The sequence below is a fragment of the Sphingobacterium sp. BIGb0165 genome (genome assembly GCF_024810095.1).
GTDB lineage: Bacteria > Bacteroidota > Bacteroidia > Sphingobacteriales > Sphingobacteriaceae > Sphingobacterium > Sphingobacterium detergens.
This window is the reverse complement of the sequence record NZ_JANUEB010000002.1, coordinates 92,408-114,938: the sequence shown is the minus strand read 5'-3', so window position 1 is coordinate 114,938 and position 22,531 is coordinate 92,408. Positions and strand designations below refer to the sequence as shown.

The 22,531-nt window shown below is 40.2% G+C and carries 18 protein-coding genes; 7 read left to right on the top strand and 11 right to left on the bottom strand.

The window, feature by feature from the left end:
- A complete protein-coding gene (gene truA, locus M2408_RS04270; RefSeq protein WP_259179572.1) occupies positions 1-756 on the bottom strand; it encodes a tRNA pseudouridine(38-40) synthase TruA in 756 nt (251 codons plus the stop codon).
- 254 nt (positions 757-1,010) lie between these two features.
- Entirely contained in the window at positions 1,011-2,312 is a 1,302-nt protein-coding gene (gene murF / locus M2408_RS04265) for a UDP-N-acetylmuramoyl-tripeptide--D-alanyl-D-alanine ligase (RefSeq protein WP_259179571.1), read from the bottom strand.
- 314 nt (positions 2,313-2,626) lie between these two features.
- Here murF and uxaC point away from each other — a divergent pair, with 314 nt between their 5' ends.
- The 5 genes from uxaC (at position 2,627) to M2408_RS04240 (ending at position 8,864) form a co-directional block, all read left to right on the top strand.
- A complete protein-coding gene (uxaC, locus tag M2408_RS04260; RefSeq protein ID WP_259179570.1) occupies positions 2,627-4,027 on the top strand; it encodes a glucuronate isomerase in 1,401 nt (466 codons plus the stop codon).
- Positions 4,027-5,058: a sugar kinase gene (locus tag M2408_RS04255; RefSeq protein WP_259179568.1), complete on the top strand. Its 1,032-nt coding sequence runs from the start codon at positions 4,027-4,029 to the stop codon at positions 5,056-5,058. Before uxaC ends, M2408_RS04255 begins: the two co-directional genes overlap by 1 nt.
- Positions 5,055-5,699, top strand: coding sequence for a bifunctional 4-hydroxy-2-oxoglutarate aldolase/2-dehydro-3-deoxy-phosphogluconate aldolase (locus tag M2408_RS04250; RefSeq protein WP_259179567.1), 645 nt, complete (start codon positions 5,055-5,057; stop codon positions 5,697-5,699). Before M2408_RS04255 ends, M2408_RS04250 begins: the two co-directional genes overlap by 4 nt.
- A gap of 33 nt (positions 5,700-5,732) precedes the next feature.
- Positions 5,733-7,172 (top strand): MFS transporter, encoded by a 1,440-nt coding sequence (locus tag M2408_RS04245; RefSeq protein ID WP_259180321.1) that lies wholly within the window; start codon positions 5,733-5,735, stop codon positions 7,170-7,172.
- Positions 7,173-7,244: 72 nt separating this feature from the next.
- Entirely contained in the window at positions 7,245-8,864 is a 1,620-nt protein-coding gene (locus M2408_RS04240) for an NADP-dependent glyceraldehyde-3-phosphate dehydrogenase (RefSeq protein ID WP_120260446.1), read from the top strand.
- A 79-nt stretch (positions 8,865-8,943) separates the two neighbouring features.
- Here M2408_RS04240 and M2408_RS04235 read toward each other — a convergent pair whose 3' ends face one another.
- The 3 genes from M2408_RS04235 to M2408_RS04225 all read right to left on the bottom strand — a co-directional run bounded on the left by M2408_RS04235 (position 8,944) and on the right by M2408_RS04225 (position 13,555).
- Positions 8,944-11,370, bottom strand: coding sequence for a TonB-dependent receptor domain-containing protein (locus tag M2408_RS04235; protein WP_259179566.1), 2,427 nt, complete (start codon positions 11,368-11,370; stop codon positions 8,944-8,946).
- Positions 11,371-11,520: 150 nt separating this feature from the next.
- A complete protein-coding gene (locus M2408_RS04230) occupies positions 11,521-13,191 on the bottom strand; it encodes a PspC domain-containing protein (RefSeq protein WP_259179563.1) in 1,671 nt (556 codons plus the stop codon).
- Complete coding sequence (locus M2408_RS04225) at positions 13,184-13,555, bottom strand: PadR family transcriptional regulator (RefSeq protein WP_120260448.1); 372 nt, start codon at positions 13,553-13,555, stop codon at positions 13,184-13,186. The genes M2408_RS04230 and M2408_RS04225 overlap by 8 nt, the downstream gene beginning before the upstream one ends.
- 155 nt (positions 13,556-13,710) lie before the next feature.
- On the opposite strand from M2408_RS04225, the gene M2408_RS04220 reads away from it, so the two are divergent.
- A complete protein-coding gene (locus M2408_RS04220) occupies positions 13,711-14,094 on the top strand; it encodes a VanZ family protein (protein WP_259179560.1) in 384 nt (127 codons plus the stop codon).
- Between the two features lie 84 nt (positions 14,095-14,178).
- On the opposite strand, the gene M2408_RS04215 is transcribed toward M2408_RS04220, so the two are convergent.
- From M2408_RS04215 to M2408_RS04190, 6 genes are all read right to left on the bottom strand, one after another.
- Positions 14,179-14,880: a ComF family protein gene (locus M2408_RS04215; RefSeq protein WP_259179558.1), complete on the bottom strand. Its 702-nt coding sequence runs from the start codon at positions 14,878-14,880 to the stop codon at positions 14,179-14,181.
- A 42-nt stretch (positions 14,881-14,922) separates the two neighbouring features.
- On the bottom strand, positions 14,923-15,990 hold the full coding sequence (gene rlmN, locus M2408_RS04210; protein ID WP_208642585.1) for a 23S rRNA (adenine(2503)-C(2))-methyltransferase RlmN: 1,068 nt from the start codon (positions 15,988-15,990) through the stop codon (positions 14,923-14,925).
- A gap of 108 nt (positions 15,991-16,098) precedes the next feature.
- Positions 16,099-16,680: a tRNA-(ms[2]io[6]A)-hydroxylase gene (locus M2408_RS04205; protein ID WP_120260452.1), complete on the bottom strand. Its 582-nt coding sequence runs from the start codon at positions 16,678-16,680 to the stop codon at positions 16,099-16,101.
- Positions 16,681-16,752: 72 nt separating this feature from the next.
- Positions 16,753-17,793, bottom strand: a complete 1,041-nt coding sequence (locus M2408_RS04200) for an Atu2307/SP_0267 family LLM class monooxygenase (protein ID WP_259179556.1) — start codon at positions 17,791-17,793, stop codon at positions 16,753-16,755.
- A 76-nt stretch (positions 17,794-17,869) separates the two neighbouring features.
- Positions 17,870-18,502: a virulence factor gene (locus M2408_RS04195; protein WP_259179554.1), complete on the bottom strand. Its 633-nt coding sequence runs from the start codon at positions 18,500-18,502 to the stop codon at positions 17,870-17,872.
- Positions 18,503-18,577: 75 nt separating this feature from the next.
- Complete coding sequence (locus M2408_RS04190) at positions 18,578-21,172, bottom strand: phosphatidylglycerol lysyltransferase domain-containing protein (protein WP_259179552.1); 2,595 nt, start codon at positions 21,170-21,172, stop codon at positions 18,578-18,580.
- Between the two features lie 121 nt (positions 21,173-21,293).
- Here M2408_RS04190 and M2408_RS04185 point away from each other — a divergent pair, with 121 nt between their 5' ends.
- Positions 21,294-22,529, top strand: a complete 1,236-nt coding sequence (locus M2408_RS04185) for a glycosyltransferase (RefSeq protein ID WP_259179550.1) — start codon at positions 21,294-21,296, stop codon at positions 22,527-22,529.
- The last annotated feature ends 2 nt before the right edge of the window (positions 22,530-22,531 follow it).

Sequence of the window (22,531 nt, the reverse complement as noted above, 5' to 3'; positions counted from 1 at the left end):
TTATATATAAGGGTATGCAACTTCTGTTAAATACAATCCATGCGCAGGGACAGAAACACCTGCCTTGCCACGACTTTTGCTCTTGATCACTTCTTGCATAAAGGACGTTGGTTTACCCTTCAGTCCGATCTCCAACGAAGTTCCTACAATTGCACGAACCATATTGCGCAAAAAACGATCAGCGGTAATATGAAAAACGAGATCATGCTCGTTATGCCATAACCATTCTGCTCTACGAATATCACAAATATTTGTAAAGACTTGCGTATGAGACTTGCTAAAACATTCAAAATCTTGCCTACCCAACAAAAACCGGGCAGCTTCGTTCATTTTATCGACATCAGGACGGTCGCGCATGAAACAAGAATAGGGATAGATAAATGGATCCTTATGGAAATGAAGGTGGTACTCATAAGATCTATGCGTCGCATCGAATCGGGCATGTGCATCATCGGCAACTTCAATCAATCTTTTAACCGCAACATCAAAAGGTAATAGGGCATTAAGTGAATGAATAAAACGCTCTGGTTTGGCTAATATCCCTACAGGAGCTGCATCAAAATGAGCATACAATTGCTTTGCATGTACACCGGTATCTGTTCTTCCTGCTCCAATAGTCTCGATAGGCTCCCGTAACAGGGTCTCCAAAGCACCATTCAGTACTTCCTGTACAGAAATCGCATTGTTTTGAACCTGCCAGCCATGATATGATTGCCCAAAGTAGGCTATTTCTAAAAAAAAACGTCTTTTGTCCATTATACGATACAAAGGTACATTTTTCCAAATGAGCTACATTTCCCCGAAGGACTATTTTGCTCATTTTCGTCAATATTTAATCCTCACATGACAAAACTTAAGCCGCTTTTAGATTTAACTTAGCACCTTGAGCCCACATCAACTCCGCATTAAGTCCACCTTTTCAAGTGCGCTCAGCATGAAAACGTTGCGCTGATAGGTCGGATAAAGTCCAACCTTGATACCTGGTTGACCCTAAGAAAAATAAAAGGAACCTACAGTATGTCTATCAGATTTTCAAAAGCCATACCACGGGAAGCTTTTAATAATACGGTAGCTCCGATAATCGGTTTTTCTTGCAAGGCAGTCTTCGCTTCTATTGTCGTTTCATAAAACTCGGCATCATCATTTCTATGTTCAAAAAATGCCTTTCCGACAAAGATCTTACGATCAGCGAACATACTCTTTACATTATCCACGATTTTCCGATGTTCTTCAAAAGATTCGGCTCCAAGTTCAAACATATCCCCCAAGATAACCGCCTTCTTATCGGCCTCAATAATCCGAATATTATCCAGAGCAGCAGCCATACTCGTTGCATTGGCATTATAGTAATCACAGATCACTGTATTTTGAGCTGTCTTCATGATCTGCGAGCGATTGTTAGTCGGTGTATAACCTTCGATACCCGAATTGATCTCCTGTGGAGAGATATTGAAATGTAGGCCCACTGCAATAGCGGCTAAAAAGTTTTCTGTATTGTATGAACCTGTAAGTTGCGTATCGATCACATAGGTCTGCGGATCTTCTTTTGTCTTCCAGGAAATCTGCAACAACGGGTTTGCTTTCATCAATTTACCGATGACATCATTACTCTCAGAAAATCCATAAGTCACAATTTCAGCAATTTGACGAGCTGCAGCCATTTCGCCAAGATGTGGGTTATCCCCCTGCAAAAAAAGTGTTCCTTGATGATCCTGAAGCCAATCGTATAATTCCCCTTTAGTTTTCTTAACACCTTCAAAAGAACCAAATCCCTCCAGATGTGCCTTACCCACATTGGAGATCAGTCCATGTGTTGGTTCAGCGATGGCGCATAAAAAGGCTATTTCTCCGAGATGATTTGCCCCCATTTCTATAATGGCAACTTCCACAGTTGCATCAATGGCCAACAAGGTCAAAGGAACACCAATATGATTATTTAGGTTCCCCTTTGTGGCATATGTCTTATATTTCTGAGAGACAACCGAATATAATAATTCCTTTGTTGTTGTCTTTCCATTCGTTCCTGTTACACCGATAACGGGAATATTTAGCCGTTTCCGATGATGATTTGCCAGCCCTTGCAGTGTTGTCAACACATCTTCAACCAAGATATACTGTTCCCCTTTTTTATAAATTTCCTCATCAATGACAACATACTTCGCTCCGATTTCAAGAGCCTGTTCCGCAAAGGTATTTCCGTTAAAATTTGCGCCTTTCAGTGCAAAGAATATACTATCCTTCTCAATTTTACGCGTATCTGTTGTAATATTTGGATACTGTTTATAAATCTGATATAGCGATTGAATGTCCATGTTTAGAAATTTGATGAGCAAATATAACCATTCTGCCTGATTTCAGATAAATCGGGAAGCACATCTAAAATAATTGGATCCCAAATACAATCCCCGATAACGTTTGCGCATTTATTTTAATCAATTTCCTTTAACTAAGGCTTTAATATTGGTAATTTCATTGACCAATTAAACAGTTTGAAATGCGGACGACCAAACTTTCAACTCTTTTACAATTTTTCTTTCCTTTCGCTTCAACAGCGAAAGTTATGATGCTTTGTAATCGCAAAAACGGTACTGTAGTAAAATGGAATACAAGCTTATAAATTATATATATGAAAGCTTTTTTAGACGATAATTTTTTATTAAACAACAAAACAGCAGAAGAGCTGTACCACAATTATTCAAAAAATCTACCCATCATTGATTACCATAACCACCTGATTCCAGAGCAAATAGCTAACGATATCAAGTTTGACAACATCAGTCAAGCCTGGCTTCATGGAGACCATTACAAGTGGCGGGCTATGCGGGCAAATGGGGTCAATGAGCGCTATATTACTGGAGATGCATCGGATGAAGAAAAATTCATCAAATGGGCCGAAACTGTTCCTTATACATTACGGAATCCGCTTCACCATTGGACCCATCTTGAGCTGCAACGCTATTTTGGTATAACGGATTTGCTTTCTCCCAAAACCGCATCCCAAATATATGCAGACACTCAAGCCAAACTACAACAAGACAGTCATTCCGTACGCGGGCTGCTTCGGATGATGAATGTAGAGGTCGTCTGTACAACTGATGACCCGATCGATAGTCTCCAATATCATCAACAGTTTGCCCAAGAAAAGGAATCTTTCAAAATGCTTCCGGCATTCCGTCCAGATAAAGCCATGAATACGGACAACATCGTAGCGCTCAATCAGTATATTGACGAACTTGAAAGAGTAAGCAATCGGCAAATCAGTGATTTGCAAGACTACCTGAATGCATTGAAATCGAGACATGATTTCTTCGCTGCCAATGGTTGTAAGGTTTCTGACCACGGGTTAGAGCAAATTTATGCGGAGGATTATACGGAACAGGAGATTAAGGATATATTCGATAAGATCAGAAGTAAAAAAGAAATTAGTCCTATCGAGAATCTAAAATTCAAATCGGCCATGTTGATCTATTTTGCCGAATGGGATTATGAAAAGGGCTGGGTACAACAGTATCATATTGGCCCACTGCGCAACAACAATGCCCGCATGCACCGTTTGATCGGCCCAGATACGGGCTGGGACTCAATCGGTGATTTCAGTCAGGGACGCGCTTTGTCAAAATTTTTGAATAAATTAGATAATGAGAATAAACTGACCAAGACAATCTTATATAATCTGAATCCGGCAGACAATGAACTCTTTGCGACAATGATCGGGAATTTCAATGATGGTTCTGTAAAAGGGAAAATACAGTTTGGTTCAGCTTGGTGGTTTTTGGATCAAAAAGATGGCATGACAAAACAGATCAATACCTTATCAAATATGGGCCTGTTAAGTCGATTTGTTGGTATGTTGACTGATTCTAGAAGCTTCCTTTCCTTTCCACGGCATGAATATTTTAGGCGATTACTCTGTAACATCTTCGGACAGGATATCGAAAATGGTGAGATCCCGAATGATACCCAGTGGGTGGGAAAAATTGTACAGGATATCAGCTATAATAATGCAAAAGAATATTTTGATTTTTAATGAAAATGCAAGGTAAAGTATTAAGTTTCGGCGAATTGTTACTGCGGATCTGTCCAGACATCGAGCAGGATTGGATTGAACAGCATCAACTACCTTTTTATATCGGAGGAGCAGAATTAAATGTGGCTACGGCATTGGCACTTTGGGGAGTGCCATCGTCTTATCTATCAGCCATTCCTCAAAATGCAATCTGTGAAGCAATTGATCTCTATTTAAAACGAAAAAATATAGACACCTCTCCCATGCAATGGACAGGAGATAGGCTAGGAATTTATTACCTACCTAAAGGAAAAGACCTGAAAAACGCAGGTGTAATCTATGACCGGGCCAACTCCTCATTTGCTAGCCTAAAAGTAGGCAGTATAGACTGGGATCAGGCATTTTCGGATGTTCAATGGTTCCATTTCTCTGCGATCTGTCCTGCGATCAGTGCAGACATTGCCGACCTCTGCCTTGAAGCTGTTAATGTGGCGCAAGAAAAAGGGATTTTTGTGTCTTTAGATCTTAATTATCGTTCAAAGCTCTGGAAATATGGTAAGGATCCCAAAGACATTATGCCAGAGATCGCAAAACACTGTAATCTAATTATGGGCAACATCTGGGCTGCACATCAAATGCTTGGCACGCAGCTCGACAGTAAGTTCATCACACAGTCAGCGGGATACGAAGAAGAGGAATTATTACGGCAAGCAGAGCAAACAAGCAAGGAGATCATAGCGAACAACCCGCTGTGTCAATATGTTGCCAATACCTTCCGATTCGACTATGAATCCAAAGGAATAAAATATTATACCACCCTATTTAATCAGGGTAATTTAATTGAATCATCGGAATTCCGCTCGGCAGAGATTTTGGATAAAGTAGGTAGTGGAGACTGTTTTATGGCGGGCCTGATCTATGGCTTGTATTCCAACCTTTCGCCAACGGAGACCCTGGAGTTTGCAACACTCGCTGCATTTGACAAACTGTTTATTCCCAGCGATGCCACAACAAGTACTGTTGAAGATATAAAAAATAGAATGATAGCATGAGTTTGAAAGAGAAAGTATTAGAAAAGATTATTGAACAGGGGATGCTCCCTTTGTTCTTCCATCATGATAAAGAAGAGAGCATTGATATTCTCCGCACTTTATATCAAGCAGGCATACGTGTTTTTGAATTTACGAACCGTGGGCCTGAAGCACTAAGTGTATTCGAAAGCTTGCTCGCCGTGAGAGACCTTGAGATGCCAGATCTTTATCTGGGTATAGGTACCATTAAATCCGTCGAAGACGCAACACAATTTCTCCAAATCGGTGCAGATTTTATCGTTGCACCACTGGTCAATCCTGCTGTTGGAGCACTCGTACATGAACAAGATAAACTTTGGATTCCGGGTTGTATGACACCGACTGAGATTTATACTGCTCAACAGCAAAAAGCCGCACTCATCAAATTGTTTCCGGCAAATATCTTGGGGCCAGCCTTTATGTCATCTATACGCGATCTCTTTAAGGGTCAAAAATTTATGCCTACGGGGGGTGTAGAAATCGAAATGGAAAATTTAAAAGCATGGTTCAAGTCAGGAGTATGTGCTGTTGGTATGGGCAGCAAACTAATCGATCCAAAAAATACTGATCAATTAGCTGAAAACACAAAGCTGGCACTCGAGTTCGTGTCGAAAGCACGATAAACTTAAAAAAACAAACTTTATAAACCTATTATGATGAATACGGAGAAAAAGGGAAATTACCGTTGGGTAATCTGCTCCCTACTATTTTTTGCTACTACGATCAATTATTTAGACCGTCAGGTACTCTCTTTGACCTGGAAAGATTTTATTAGCCCCGAATTCCATTGGACAAATACAGACTACGGTAATATTACAGCTTTATTTTCGATTTTTTACGCCATCAGTATGCTTTTTGCAGGTCGGTTTGTAGACTGGATGGATACAAAAAAAGGATTTTTATGGGCTATTGGAATTTGGTCTATTGGCGCCATATTGCACGCTTTTTGTGGCATCGCGACTTCCGGCATTGTCGCTGGTGAATGGTTTGTAGGCTTTGAAGGCGCAAAAGAAGCGATTTCTCATGTTAACAATGCGGGTCTTGTCATTAGCGTCAGTGTCAACTTATTTATCTTTGCCCGCTTTATCCTCGCCGTTGGAGAGGCCGGGAACTTTCCTGCGGCAATCAAAGCTACCGCCGAGTACTTCCCAAAGAAAGATCGAGCGCTGTCGACAAGTATCTTCAACTCAGGTGCAACAATAGGTGCCCTGGCTGCACCTTTGACCATCCCTGTTATCGCCGCACATTGGGGCTGGGAAATGTCATTCATCATTATTGGTGCCCTAGGATTCGTTTGGATGGGTTTCTGGATCTTTCTTTATAAAAAACCAGATGAAAATCCGAAAGTAAATGCTGCAGAATTAGCCTATATCAATCAGGATGATCACGAGCAGCAGCCGGAACTACAGGGGAATACAAAAGTTCCAAGAACAACAATTTCTGAATGCCTTAAATACAAACAAACTTGGGCCTTTGTCTTCGGAAAATTTATGACAGACGGTGTTTGGTGGTTTTTCCTATTTTGGATGCCAGCCTACCTCTCCGCTGTATACGATATAAAATCGTCCGATACTGAAGGACAGCTGGCTATATTCGTGCTCTATTCAATTACAATGCTTTCCATTTATGGCGGCTGGTTACCGACCTATTTCGTTGAGAAGAAAGGTATGAATGCCTATGAAGGTCGTATGAAAGCCATGCTTTTATTCGCTTTTGTTCCATTAGTGGTTCTCCTGGCCCAACCCTTGGGACATATATCCTACTGGATACCTGTAATCTTGATCGGTTTTGCAGGCGCAGCGCACCAATCATGGTCCGCTAATATTTTTTCGACAATCGGAGATGCATTCCCAAAACGCTCCATTGCAACGGTTACTGGAATCGGTGGACTTGCGGGTGGCGTTGGTGCTTTTATCATCAATAAAACATCAGGATGGTTATTCGATTATGCCAAGGAAACGCAAATGACCTTTATGGGCTTTAAAGGCGAGGAAGCAGGATATTTTATCATCTTCTCTTTTTGCTCGATTGCCTATTTGATTGCATGGATCGTAATGAAAATACTAGTACCTAAACTAATTTTAATAAAAAATTAACATATATTGTAAAATTTATATTATATTAGCAATATCATTACAAATATCAATCTAAACCATTTTTTAAAAACAATGAGCTTAAACTTAGAAGGTATCTTCTACGAGGAGAAAGACATTCCCGCAGAATTTACACTGGACGAACAGGTCGATCAAAGAGAGTTCCTTTCCAATGGAGAAATGATTTCTTGGACGGGTCAAGTAAACGAGGTATTTTCACCGATTTGTGTGAAGACTAAGGATGGCTTGAAACGTAAGCGCATCGGCAGCTTTCCTGTTTGTACAGAAAAAGAGTCCATCGAAGCCCTTGACGCCGCTGTAAAAGCATACGACAACGGACGTGGAGAATGGCCAACAATGAGTGTTGCCGATCGTATTACCTGTGTTGAAAATTTCACACAAAAGATGATTGCCAAGAAGGACATTGTTGTCAAGCTTATTATGTGGGAAATCGGCAAGTCTTATGCAGACTCTGTAAAGGAATTTGACCGCACAGTAGAATATATCTATGCGACAATCGATGCACTAAAAGATATAGACCGCGATTCATCACGTTTTCAAATTGAACAGGGTATCATTGCACAGATCAGAAGATCTCCTTTAGGTGTTGTCTTATGTATGGGACCATTCAACTACCCATTAAATGAAACTTTTACAACATTGATCCCTGCATTGATCATGGGGAACACGATGTTGTTCAAACCACCTAAACACGGAACGCTATTACATTACCCTTTATTAGAAGCCTTCAGAACAAGTTTTCCAAAAGGTGTAGTTAATACTATCTATGGTCGAGGCAACAAGATCGTACCTAGCTTGATGCAATCCGGCAAGATCAATGTATTGACCTTAATCGGTTCAAGCCGTGTAGCTGACGAACTTAAAAAGTTACATCCAAAAGTGAATAGATTGCGTGCAATTTTAGGATTGGATGCCAAAAATGCAGCAATTATTACAAAAGATGCGGATTTAAATCTAGCTGTCTCCGAAACTGTATTGGGTTCATTATCTTTCAACGGACAACGTTGTACAGCATTGAAGATAATCTATGTACACCGCAGCTTAGCTCAGGAATTTTTAAAACGTCTCTCTGCCGAAGTGAGCAAACTTAAATATGGAATGCCATGGGAGAAAGGAGTATCCTTAACACCACTTCCAGAAGTTAATAAACCTGCTTATCTGACTGAATGTATCGAAGATGCGAAAGCTTATGGTGCAAAAGTAGTGAACGAGAACGGCGGTCAGGTTGCCGAATCGTTTTTCTATCCTGCTATTGTCTATCCGGTAAATTCACAGATGAAGCTTTATAGAGAAGAACAGTTTGGACCTGTCATCCCTGTTGTGCCTTTTGATGATCTGGAAGAGCCTATCGAATACCTCATCGGTTCATCTCATGGACAGCAGGTGAGCATTTTCAGCAATAACGCGGCGGTAGTCTCATCTTTAATCGACCCATTGGTTAATCAGGTTAGCCGTGTCAATATCAATTGCCAATGTCAGCGCGGTCCAGATACCTTCCCATTCACAGGAAGAAAAGATAGCGCCGAGGGAACATTATCTGTGGTAGATGCATTACGCTCGTTCTCCATCCGTTCATTGGTCGCAGCCAAATTTACCGAGGAAAACAAAAAACTCTTAAATGAGATTGTTAGCGAAAATGAGTCCAACTTCCTGAGTACAAAGTATATTTTTTAGTAGTTAGTATAAACCAAAAGAGGGCGTCCATTTAATTGAACTGCCCTCTTTTTTGTTACCACATATTTTATTAAGCTTTCTATTGAGCCCGGTCTTTCTCTTCGTTGCTCGTATCCTTTTTACGATAATTGTTTTTAAGATTACCAAATTTATACGAGTAGGTCAATCGTACTACCCTGCGATCTTGACGCTGCCTGATCTTAGAATCAAATTCGCCAAAAGTAGTGAGTAAATTCTGATTGCCTGTATTGAACAAATCACTAACAGCTAGTTTTAATGAGCTTCGTTGATCCTTAAATGTTTTGGTCGCACCGACTTCCATATCCCATCGCCCTTCTAGATCATATACACTGTATTTAAAAGGTGAGAAATAGCGTAAATTAACATTGGTGGTAAGGCTCTTACTTAATTTTAGATTATGCATAGAATTCGCTTGAAGCAGAAATGATTTCCGTTTGACCGGAATACCTGAAATCATACCATCGAAATCAAAATAGATTCCAGTGATGTTATTGTTCATACTCCAGATCTTCGACACAGTCACAGGAATATTGAGGTTTAAATAGGAATTCAGGTTCCGCCCTAAATTCTCCCGAATGACCCAGGTTTCACCTTTGACCGAATCCTGTCCCATACTTTCTACAATCGCATCTTTTACATCATTAACTCCCAGTGTCACATTATAACGTTGCAATAGTGTATAGTTTAATGTGAACTCATTGGAAAATTGAGGATTCAAATAAGGATTTCCGCGCTCAAAGGTCAACTTGTCAATATAATAGTCAAATGGATTCAATTGTCGATAATTAGGACGCGTCACTTTTCTGGTGTAACCTAATGAGAGTATATGGTTTTCATTGAGCGAATAGGTCAAATTAGCGTTGGGGAAAAGTTGAAAATAATCACGTTTCACACGTTTACTTGTCGTAAGAGAATTACCGTCCGAAATCGTATATTCTCCCCTCACACCGGCCTTAAGGCTCCACTTTCCGATACTGGTATTATAATCCAGATAGCCCGCAACGATTTGCTCTTTGTATACAAAATGGTTTGTCCGTGTCGGATCATTTATCCACAGAGAGTCTTTCTGCTGGGCGTCTTTTTGTAGCTTTTCGAAAAGGAGGTCATTGTCAGACTTTACATTCGAATATTTAACCCCCATCTCAAGCTTTGACTTTTTTGATAAGGGATGTTCATAATCGAATTTTGCAACATAGATATCAATACCAATTGGCATTCCACTACGTTCATTTTCCTGTGGACCAACTGGTTTACCAGCGAGATCTGCATATTGATTGAGATAAGTAACACGTTTATTGCTCCTAAACTTACTCCAGTCTAGATCAACAGTCAGTTTCCGTCCATTAGAGTCTATCTTAAACTCGTTATTGAAATTAGCCGAATAACGGTCAAACAATTCTTTGAAAGAAGAGGAAGAGCTTAATATCGTATCATAAACAGATACAGCTGTACCAATGTTGGTTTTACTATTATTGTCATTGTATTCGGTATTATTAGATCCATTGAATTGAAGGGTCAATGTGTTTCTTGAAGATGTCTTTTGTTCAACACCGAAACGGTAAGAATGATTGCGCTCATCCTCATCCAATGTTGATTTTTGATTGAAATATTTCTTCTGACCACCATTCTGTATGACACGATCGATATACAACTTACGATGAGATTTCTCATCAGAATAGGCATATGATCCAAACAGCGTGGTATTATTCCTTTTGTAATTCAATGAAAGGGAACTATTTCCCCTGAATTTTTCACCGTGCCCCGCCGTCAGATTAAAGGCTCCGTTAAACCCCTCCATCCGATTCTTTTTAAGGACAATATTAATCGTTCCCACAGCTCCCTCGGCATCATCTTTTGCGGCTCTGGTCGTAATCACCTCCACAGATTTAATTTGATTGCCATCTGTACTTTTCAGAAAATTAAGCAACTGTTCACCAGACATGTAAGTCTGTCGTCCATCAATGGTAACCGCTACTCCCGATTGCCCCATCAACTGCAAATTATTATTGTTGTCGAGACTCACACCAGGTGCCCGTTGGACAATATCCAATGCATTATTGCCTGCTGCTAATGGAGAATTCTCTACGTTTAGAATCAACTTGCCAGGTTTACTCTCGACCATTGGGCGCTTCCCTTCCACGGTGACTTCCTGCAATTTTCGGCTATCAGCACTCAGCTGAATCACCGAAAGTGAATGATCGGACTTATCGATAACAAATGAACCGCTTCGATTTGAAGCATAACCGATCATCTTTGCCTCGACTAGATAGTTTCCCGGCCTCACATCTGTAAATTGGTATTCTCCCGATTCATTGGTGACTACAGCCTTTAAGACAACAGCAGAATTGATTTTCATCAGATAAGCAGTTGCTAAAGGTAGGGGCACATTATCTGCGGATTGCACTTTCCCCGTAACCTTCACCTGCGCATGCACAAAGGAGACAATCAGCAAATTTAACAGTAAGAAGTAAAAACACTTTTTCATTGGGATAATCATTTTTTTAAGGCAATGAAGCTCCTATGAGGCAAATTTTCATCTGACTTTACAGATTGAATAAGCTCATGCAGGTTTCATAATGGTATTGGCTTGTATAATTTGTTTTCCGCTCCACTGGAGCGGAAAACTTTTAAAGATTTATTTCTTCTTTATCTGAACAGACACACCGTCTTTTTTCGCATTGATGATCGTATCCCTACGAATTACAATGGATGTATCAGCAATAACAATATGATTGCTATCCGAATCATCAGTTTCTTCTTCCTCAGATTCCTTTTCTGGCAAGGCACATTTTACGCCGAGCGAAGTCACTACAAATTCGACATCTCTTACATCCCTTAAATCTTTATTGTATCGGTCACGGCAATCATAAAATGAGATGTCACGTAATTTATCCTCCAGGTTATCATTGATCACCAACTTGGTGCCTACAGGCAAGAACAACGTAACATTTACCTCTTGATCCCTGTAACGCTCACCCTCACTCAACTGGAATGCATTATCAAAAATCAGGGCAGTTGAATCTTGTTTAAGGGTATAATTGATTTTGGCAGCCCTGTCTGTAGCCATTTTATAAGTGTTTCCTTTGGCAGAATATTCATAGCGTACATATGGAGCCTGCAATGAATCAATGCGTTCGATCCGGATCCGAATATCGCGTTTCAGATACGACGAAAAATTATCGCTTTTTATGCCGACACCGCTTTTAACGCCATTTTTTAAACGGATTACCCGAATATCATTTTCACTTAAAAAATACATGGATTGTTTTTGCAAAGGCTTTTCTTCGACAATAGTACTCGATTCTCTAAATTCTTTTGCTATCGAAGTAGAATAGTAGATAATCGCTCCTATAGATGCCAACCACACTAGGAAGAGCGTTGTTGTCAGATAATTATTCATTGGCTTCTTTTCAAAAAGAACACGTAGAAGCAAGTAAAATAATCCGGCAAGAGGAACGAATATAGACAAAAAGCCAGCTATCAAAGCAAAAGGTACATCGTTAGGTTCCATTAAATAGAATGGCCCAGAGTCATCCATTACATCAGGAATCACATTCACAATAGCTAATGCAAAGAATATTAATCCGATAATCAATCCAATGAGCGTTGCCCCAACAAGGATGACAAAAAAGACACCAATTGCTTTTACAATGATTTGCAATAGTTTTGTCACCCCATCTCCTGTCCGATCCAGTCCGCGTGAAAACGTATCCCGCACACCACTCATTTCCTCATCAAAAGAGCGCTTAAAATTCTGGATATTCGGTGCTTCGCCTCGCATCTCCATTTTATCCGCCCTGGTCATAGCGGGTGGCATTACAATCCAAAGAATGACATAGACCAACAGCCCCGATCCTCCGATGATGACAAACAATGCAAAAAGTAGTCTAACCCATTTGGCCTCAATACCAAAAAAATGACCTAGACCGCTACAGACACCACTGAAAACGCGATCATCGGGATCACGCATCAGCTTTTTGCCGACTTTAAAACCATCGGAATTTGTCTCACGGCGAAAAGAAGCATAGTCGTCCTGATCCTCCGATTCGAAATCACTCACCCTGCCCATCTGATCAATAACAGCGTTTACATCTTCCATATTGAGGACCTCTTTACTTCCTGCCTGGATCTTCTCTGTAAACATCTCAGAAATACGGTTCTCAATATCCTCTAAAATCTCGCGGCTATCCTCCGATTGACCAAAATGCTTCTGTATATCAATCATGTACGACCGCAGTACCTCATAGGCATCCTCCTCAATATGGAAGACGATGCTATTTATATTGATAATTATTGTCTTATTCATCGCTATTGTCTTTAACTGGTTTAGTTGAATCATTGTTTCTACCTACCAATGACGTGTTTACAGCAAACACTAATTCATTCCAGGTAACATCCAATCTTGAAAGGACATCGAGCCCTTCTTGGGTAATTTCATAATATTTTCTAGGCGGACCTGAAGTCGATTCCTTCCATATATAACTCAACAAGCCATTATTTTTTAGACGTGTTAAAAGCGGATATAAGGTTCCTTCCACAACCAACAATTGGGCTTTCTTCAGTTCGCTGATAATATCGGAGGCATAAATTTCTCCTCGAGAAATTATGGATAGGATACAATATTCAAGTATCCCCTTCCTCATTTGGATTTGTGTATTTTCAGCTATCATAACAATACAAAGATATATGTATTTTATGGTACCATGCAATACATAGTACCATATAAAACAAAATAAATATAATAATCAACTGATTATCAGTATAATAATTTTTTAAAATTATTTAAATTTCATTTCTGTCAAGAAATTTTTGGATATTTATCCCCATGATTAAAATCCTATTGGACTATAAATGGTGTTTTATTTGGGCCATCGTAGTTATTGTTTTATGTACGCTACCTGGAAATAATTTTGATGCAGTTCCTAGCTACCCAGGCATGGATAAACTTGTTCATGCAGGCATGTTTTTCGTTTTCTGCACACTCCTATATAATGGTGTTATACAACAATTTAGAGGAAAACCAACACGTTGGCTCCCAATTTTTATTGTGTCTTTTCTGGGTGTTTTATTTGCAGGATTAACCGAATTACTACAACTCTATATTTTTACTTACCGTAGTGGTGATTGGTGGGATTTATTTGCTGATTCTGTAGGTATTGGTATGGCGGGGTTTGCCTATCTATTGAATTATGTCAATAGAAGGGTCTAGGATATCTCCTTAAAGCAAACATAGGCTTTCTTCGCTTCTTAGCGCCAGATCAACCATTACTTTATCGTGAGCTGTCTTAGGAAACTATTGAGCACGAGCCAAAGTCGCTACCGACACTTTACACCCTAGGGATTCCTGTAGCATAAGTGCTGCGGAAACGATTGTCGCGCCGGTTGTTAGAACGTCATCAACAAGTAAAACATGTTCTCCCAACGGTTGTGAAAACTGTCTACAGACAAATACATCTTCTACATTTTCATACCGTGATAGACGGTCTTTACCTGTCTGCGTCATTGTCGCCCGTTGGCGTTTCAGAACGTCTTCCCGCAAAGGAATATTCATTGCTCGAGACAGGCCCCGTCCAAAATATGCCGATTGGTTATATCCTCTTTTCCTGTGTTTACTCGCATGTAAAGGAATTGGAACAATAGCTGATAAACCCCGATATAGCTCTGATTCAAGCAGTTTGAGGCCATACTGATAACCAAGATATTCAGCCAAAAAGGGTTGGTTATTGTATTTAACCTGGTAAATTAAACGCTCCACACGGCTCCCTTTTTGTAGGAGCATAAAAGAACAGGCCTCTTCGATAGGGACTTTCCCCCAAAGCTGCCTGGCAGTATCGTTATCCGAGTAAGTATGAAAATTGGTATAAGGCAAATGGAAATCACAGGCAATACAGATATATTTTTCCTGATATTTAAGCGCACAACCACAGCACGCACATTCCTTGGGAAAGAATATGGCGACAAAATCACCCAGAATATTTCGTAGATCAAATTGCATACAGGTAACTCCCTCAGTTAAAGATACCAACAATCTTGTAAACTACGCCTCTGAAGTCTCCTTATCCTTGTCTTTTATTGCCAATTGTCCACAAGCGGCATCAATATCTTTTCCTCGGCTTCTTCTTACATTGGTAATGATTCCTTGGCTTTTGAGGTAGTTGGCAAATACATCGATCTTATCAGCTTCCGCATTCAGGAAGTCAGCAAGAGCAATTGGGTTGTACTCAATCAAATTTACTTTACAAGGCACATGCTTACAGAATCGAGCAAGTTCCTTTGCGTCCTCCAATTCGTCATTGAAATTATTGAAAACAATATACTCAAATGTTATTGGGCTCTTCGTCTTCGCATAAAAGTATTTCAGTGCTTCCGCCAATGCAGCTAAGGAATTCTGCTCATTGATCGGCATAATCTCATTCCGCTTTTTATCATTGGCTGCATGTAACGAAAGGGCCAGGTTAAAACGCACCTGATCATCACCCAATTTTTTGATCATTTTCGCAATACCGGCAGTAGATACGGTGATTCGCTTGGCAGCCATATTAAGACCATCTGGAGCTGTGATACGCTCAACAGACTTCATCATATTGGCATAGTTCAACAGCGGTTCACCCATGCCCATATAGACAATATTCGTTAGCGGCTGATTGTAATTTTCCTCAGCTTGTTTACTTATTAACACCACTTGATCATAAATTTCATCTGCATTAAGATTACGTTTTCGATCCATGTAACCCGTCGCGCAAAATTTACAGGTCAGACTACAGCCCACCTGCGAGCTCACACAGGCTGTCATACGTTCAGGTGCGGGAATAAGTACACCTTCTATGATATTACCATCATAAAGCCTAAAGCTACTTTTTATCGTCTTGTCTGAACTGATTTGCGACTCTTTAACTTTGACAGCATTAATCGTAAAATTTTCTTTCAGCTTTTCGCGTAGGGGCTTGCTCAAATTACTCATTTGATCAAAATCTACACAGGATTTTTCCCATAGCCACTCGTAAATCTGCTTTGCACGAAAGCCTTGCTCACCCAACGCGGTCAGTTGATCTTTGATCTGACTCAAAGACAAACTCCTGATATCTATTATTTTACTTTTTTCAATCACGGTACAAAGATAAGAATAATTAAGTGACAAAAAATCCCGTTCTAAAGAAAATAGAACGGGACAACTGTTATGTATGTGTTTTAAAATAGGTAGATTCGCTATCCTTTAGCCATGTATGGCTTCTTTATTTCCGTAAGACTGGATCAGTTTACCCTCAAAATCCAACCATTCCTTCCAACGTTTGTCCACATCCACATCTACGGAATACTTCCTTGCAAAATTCAGGAAAGTTGTGTAATGGTTTGCTTCGGACACCATCAAATCGTAATAAAACTGAGCAAGATCCTTATCTTGAATATTTTGTGATAAAACTCTAAACCGTTCACAACTACGCGCTTCGATCATCGCAGCAAATAGTAATCTGTCTATAAAAGCCATATTTCGGCTACCATCTTTTTTGGAGAATTTCATCAGCTGACCGACATAGTCGTCTTTCCGCTCACGCCCCAATGTATAGCCTCGTTCTTTGATGATATCAATAACCATTTTGAAATGCTCCATTTCTTCAATGGCTATAGCTGTCAATTCATGAACCAAATCCTCATGCTCTGAGTTGTTTGTGATCAAGGATATTGCATTTGAAGCGGCTTTCTGTTCACACCAAGCATGATCTGTCAGAATCTCCTCCAAATTTCCTTCAGCGATATTTGCCCATCGCGGATCTGTCAACAACTTAAGTCCAAGCATTCTACTATCTAAAATAATCTACTGACAAAGGTAGGCAATATCTCTGCTTAAAAAAAATGATAATGTGCTCTTTTAACTATCTTTATTAATTACCGACCTAATTTTAGGTGCTATTTTTTCGCCATAGATCTCAATGGACCGCAACATTTCTTTATGTCCGGGTGCGCCAACGTCCATATGTGCCGAGAAACGGGTCAATCCAAATTTCTCATGGATCTCCAAAATTTTGTCAACTGCATATTCTGCATCACCAACGATAAGATGCCCTCGAGACGATCTGCCAAAGTCATATTGTGTCTTTTGATAGGGTGGCCATCCGCGACTTGCTCCGATCCGATTCATCTGTGCCGAGTAGATCGGATAATAATAGTCCGCAATCTGCGCACTGTTATCACCAAAAAAGGCATGCATGTGAACACCGACTTGAAATTTTGACATATCGTGTCCATTATCTTCATAAGCTTGGCGATACATTTCAAACAAATGGTCAAAACTTTCATACATCCCCCCAATAATCGCGAACATGACAGGTAAACCCAATTTTCCGGCACGGATAACAGATGAAGTGGTTCCTCCCACTGCAACCCAGATTGGCAAAAATCCATTCTTTGGTCGTGGAAAAATTTCTTGATTGATCAAAGGAGCTCTAAAATTTCCACGCCAAGTTACCGGATTCTGTTTATTCAATCGTAGTAGTAGTTCCAGTTTCTCCTCAAATAAATCTGCATAATCCTTCAAATCATATCCAAATAGTGGAAATGACTCAATAAACGAGCCCCTACCTGCCATAAGCTCTGCCCGACCATCGGACAACAGATCGACTGTTGCAAAATCTTGAAACAATTTGACAGGGTCAGCAGAGCTCAATACCGAGACAGCACTACCTAGCTTGATATTTTTGGTCACTGTGGAAGCCGCCGCCAGTATAATTTCGGGAGCAGCGACAGCATAATCTTCTCTATGATGCTCGCCGATACCAAAGAAATCCAACCCAACCTGATCCATTAGTTTGATTTCCTCAATAATTTCTTTCATTCTATCCTGTGCAGCCTGGATCTGACCTGTAGCTGGATCTATCCTGGAGTCACCAAACATTCCTATTCCTAATTCCATGTGTCTTCTCTATTTAAAAACTAATTCAAAAATAGTGGGTCTTTTTATCAATTTATTTGATCTAGGATAAGAAATTCTAAAAAAGAGACAGGGTTGTCTTAACCACTTTATCTGCATTGCCACTAAAATGGTGTCCGCCTGAAAGATATTTCCTGTTAAAGTTTTTCAATCGAATCTTCTCTACCGGAAATTCGGCCTCATCATCTCCCAAAACAATGCTCGTTTTAACCCCTTCTATCCGATTAATCTCGGCAACAACGTCGAGACTACGTTTGGTACTACTCCGCCCCAAGATATCGGCGATATGAATCTCCAAATCTGTCGAGACCGAAGGCTCCAAAAGTACAATGCTTCTCACATTTTTCTTTACTAAGGGATCAATACGGTTTATGATAAAAGGCACTGCATCTGCTCCAAAAGAATACCCCACAATAAAAAGCTGCTGGTTCTGTCTTGCCAAAATAAGGTTTTTGAGGGTATTCGAAATATCCGCGGCGATATCCTTGGCGGTCTTTTTCTTCCAAAAATAGTTCTTGGAGTCAATAGCAGCCACAGCATAACCCGCATCAGCAATCAACTGACATATCTTATTTGAAAAAGAATTGAATCCACCATCTCCACTCAAGTAAAGCACCAGAGGTAATACTGCCTTATTATTCCAATATTTCATTTCGATCAAACGTTGTTGGGCGATTGCATGAAATGCCATGCAACCAATGATAAATAAAACGGTCAACTTCTTCATAGGATCAGTAATGCTTGCTGAATAAGGCTCCAAAGTATATTAATCATTAGGTTTCATCACCTTAACTAATGCAACAGGAAGCTGTATCAGATCAAAATCATTATCAAAGATAAGATATTTGTTTTCCCAAAAGGTCGCATACTTCTCTTTAAAATCGCGCAAACTATGATAATGTTTGAAGTTTCCCAACCGTGTGGAAGCAAATTTCATAATCTTTTCTGCTGGACTATCTGTTGTTTCCAACCCAGTCATGGGAACCATTCCCATATTCAAATAGCTATAATTTTGGGCTTTTGCGTAGCTAATCATCTCAACTATTAGTGCATCCATACTGCCGCCTGGTGCTTCCACTGACTTTCGGATCATATCATAAGTGCATTCATCCTTGGCATAATCAGGAATAATATTCAGGAACGCCACGATTTTGTCACTATCATTTTTAAGGACAATAATATCCTGCTCGACGAGCGTTTCGGCATTGAACATCCCCTGGGAAAAGACCATTTCTTTTTTATCAAATTCCTTCAGCCATTCATCAGAAATAGCCTTAAGCTCTTCCAAGGTCTCTAGTTGCTGCGGAGCTTTCAATACTGCTGTGGTAAACCCTTTTTTCTGAATTGCATTAAGTCCATTACGCAGTGATTTGCGGTCTTTTCCTTCCAGTGTAAATGTCTCTAATTCCAAAACAGCTTCTTGACCAATTGTTATCTTCTGTTTGCGAAGCGATGAGAAATGAACCAGACTATTTTCATCAACCCGATAATAAATAGCCTTTAATCCATTTGCATAACAATACCGATCAAACTCTTCAACCAGTTCTTCTTTATCTCCTTGTTCGCAGACCGGCTCATCCAATACTATTGCAAACTCATTTGCTAGTCGATAAGCTGTAAAACCCTCAGAAATCTCAGAGAAAAAAAGATATTTGTCCTTCCCCAATTTGAAAAAATCCATCGGTGACTGTCCAAATTCGTCCAACAGCTGTTGTGCCCGTTCTAGTTCAGACTTACTCGAATCCTCGTCGCTGATCAAGCGCGGGCGAGCCAGCGCATAGATGAGTAGAAACCAGCAAAAAATCCCCAAAACTTGCGTAATCCGCATGAATTCCTGTCCAAAATTGGTGTGTGGCATCAGATCATCATCAGCGAATAACAGGAAACTTCTTATGGTATGATAAATGGACTGTCGCCAAGTAAACTCAACACCAAAATGCTGTTTATCAATAAAGTAAAAGCTTAATATTTCAAATAAACAGACCCCAATTAATCCGACGGCAAAGGTTACGAATCCGATCCTTACCCAACGAATATTACTTTTAATCCGATACTGCTTGTAACTAATCCCCAAAAAGATCAGGGTCAATAGGGCCACTGATGCTTCTTCATAATCCAATGCTTTAAACACATGTCCAAATAAAGAAAGCGCACTGAACACAACAGCTATCCAAAATGCCACTCGAAAACCTTTGATCAAATAGGCTGAGGTAACCAACAAACCTACTCCTAAAACAAATACCATAAACTTAGATGCATGGATAGCTTCGAGAGGTAAATAAAATCGGTCTAGCTTCATGCGATCTGCCAATGGTGGCGTCAGTACCGAAACAATGTTGACCATACCCAAAAAGAAAATCAGCAAGGCTGGTCCTACACGTGCTAAAAGCTGCCTACCCCGCCAAGCAAAAGCAATCAATCCTAACAATAGCGGCAGCCAGAATTCGAATACCCGATAAAGAATGGTTATGCCCAAACCTTCGGCCTGACCGTAGCCGTATGCTTTGAAGATATATAGCATAGTTAACTCCACTGCCCCCAATCCGCGCAAAAAAGGGGATACAATCATCAAAACCACTGAAACCGTATAGGCAATAGCTGCCGCCTCAAAGGAATGATCCAAGCCCAGAGCATACATACTGACAAAAGCATGTGCTATCCCACAGCACTCCACGACGATTGAAGCCAATACCGTCCCTAAGAGATATTTCATCTTCACCTCTCCAGAAAATATCTCGTCAATATTGGAGGCAACTGCCGGAAATTTTAATTCCACCCATCGATAGATCCCTTTATGTGTACGAAAGGACCATACCAACCAGAATACAACGGCCAAAAGCACACCCAAAATCAGTAATGAAATCCAAGCATCCCCAAAATTTTTATTGTCCCAAATGGTATATAATATCACGGGTACACCGATCAGAAATACGGTTAGCAGTCCCACATACCCATAGAGAGCACCAGCCTGATGAATCTGTGTCGTATTTAGATTCCTCTTTCGCAACTGCGTGGTGGTATAGGCGAGTGAGCTAATACCACCTGCTGGGAGGAATACACTGAGCAGGTTTCTTTTTAAGAATAGATCTATGGCCATTTTCAAACTGATCGAAAGACCAATGGCTTTGAAACTCTGCACATACATCAGACCTTGCAATAGGACATAGAGCAGGGTTATACCAATGCCGACCGAAACCCAAGTCAGATCTGCCGCCTTTAATTGGGGAATAATGGCGGCCAGCTCTTTTCTTTCATTTCTAAAAAAAACAAACGCTAACAAAATGACCAAAACAGCTATTAGCTCCTTCCAATAGGACTTTGGCGAAAAATGTCGAATGCGTTGAACAATAGTTTTGCCCATATTATCGTTTATTGTATAATAACCAACCGTATTATAAACACGAAATAAAGCTAATCGTTTGAAAATGATAAATTGTTAAGTTTTCATCAATTCTTTTGACATTAATCTGTAATTTTCGCCCATGAAAGAGAAAAGGGTTTTGTTTATCGGACTGGTATGGCCAGAGCCAACATCATCAGCTGCCGGCTTTCGGATGATGCAACTGATCGAGACATTCCTGGATCGTTCTTATCAAATTACATTTGCTTCCGCGGCGGCGAAGTCTCCCTATAGTGCAGCATTAAAACCGCTAGGTGTCGATGAACAATCCATTGTATTGAACAGTGACAGTTTTGATGGATTTATTGCAGCGCTACAACCTGACATTGTTGTCTTTGACCGCTTTATGGTGGAGGAACAATATGGTTGGCGGGTGGCGCAGCAATGTCCTGATGCTCTACGGATACTTGACACTGAGGATCTCCATTTCTTAAGACAAGCGCGACAAACTTGTATTAAAAACAAAGACGATTTTTCCTTTGAGGAATTATTTACCGACACTGCAAAAAGAGAAATTGCTTCAATACTACGATGCGATTTATCATTAATCATCTCGGAGTCCGAAATGAAAATTCTAACAGAAGTTTTCCGCATTTCACCGGATATTCTATATTATCTCCCTTTTCTTGAAAATGAGATTACTGCTACCGATATTAACGCATGGAAACCATTCGAAGAGCGAAAAGACCTGCTGTTTATTGGCAACTTCATCCATGAGCCCAACTGGCATACCGTGCAATATCTAAAGACAACGATTTGGCCAATTCTTCGGAAAATGCTTCCGAAAGTAGAATTACATATTTACGGAGCGTATCCTACCCAAAAAGTACTTCAGCTGCATAACCCCCGAGAGAATTTTCATATCAAGGGAAGAGCAGATTCTGCAAAGCTCACCATGTCCAATTACAGACTACTGGTTGCTCCAATCCAATTTGGCGCTGGTGTAAAGGGCAAATTTATAGATGCTATGCAAACAGGAACTCCTTCCATCACAACATCCATTGGCGCTGAGGCTATGAGAGGTAACCTAGCCTGGGATGGCTTTATCGAAGATGAGCCTGAGACATTCTGTCAAAAAACAGTGGAACTCTATAACGATGAGGTCGCCTGGAAAATAGCACAGACCAATGGCATTCGTATTATCAACGAGCGTTATGAAAAACGAAAATATCAAGCAGATTTCATGACCAATCTATCTTTACTTAAAGTACAGCTTGATAAACATCGACAGCAGAATTTTATTAGCCAGATACTCCTGCATCATACTCTACAAAGTACAAAATATATGTCGTTGTGGATTGCTGAAAAAAACAAGTAATA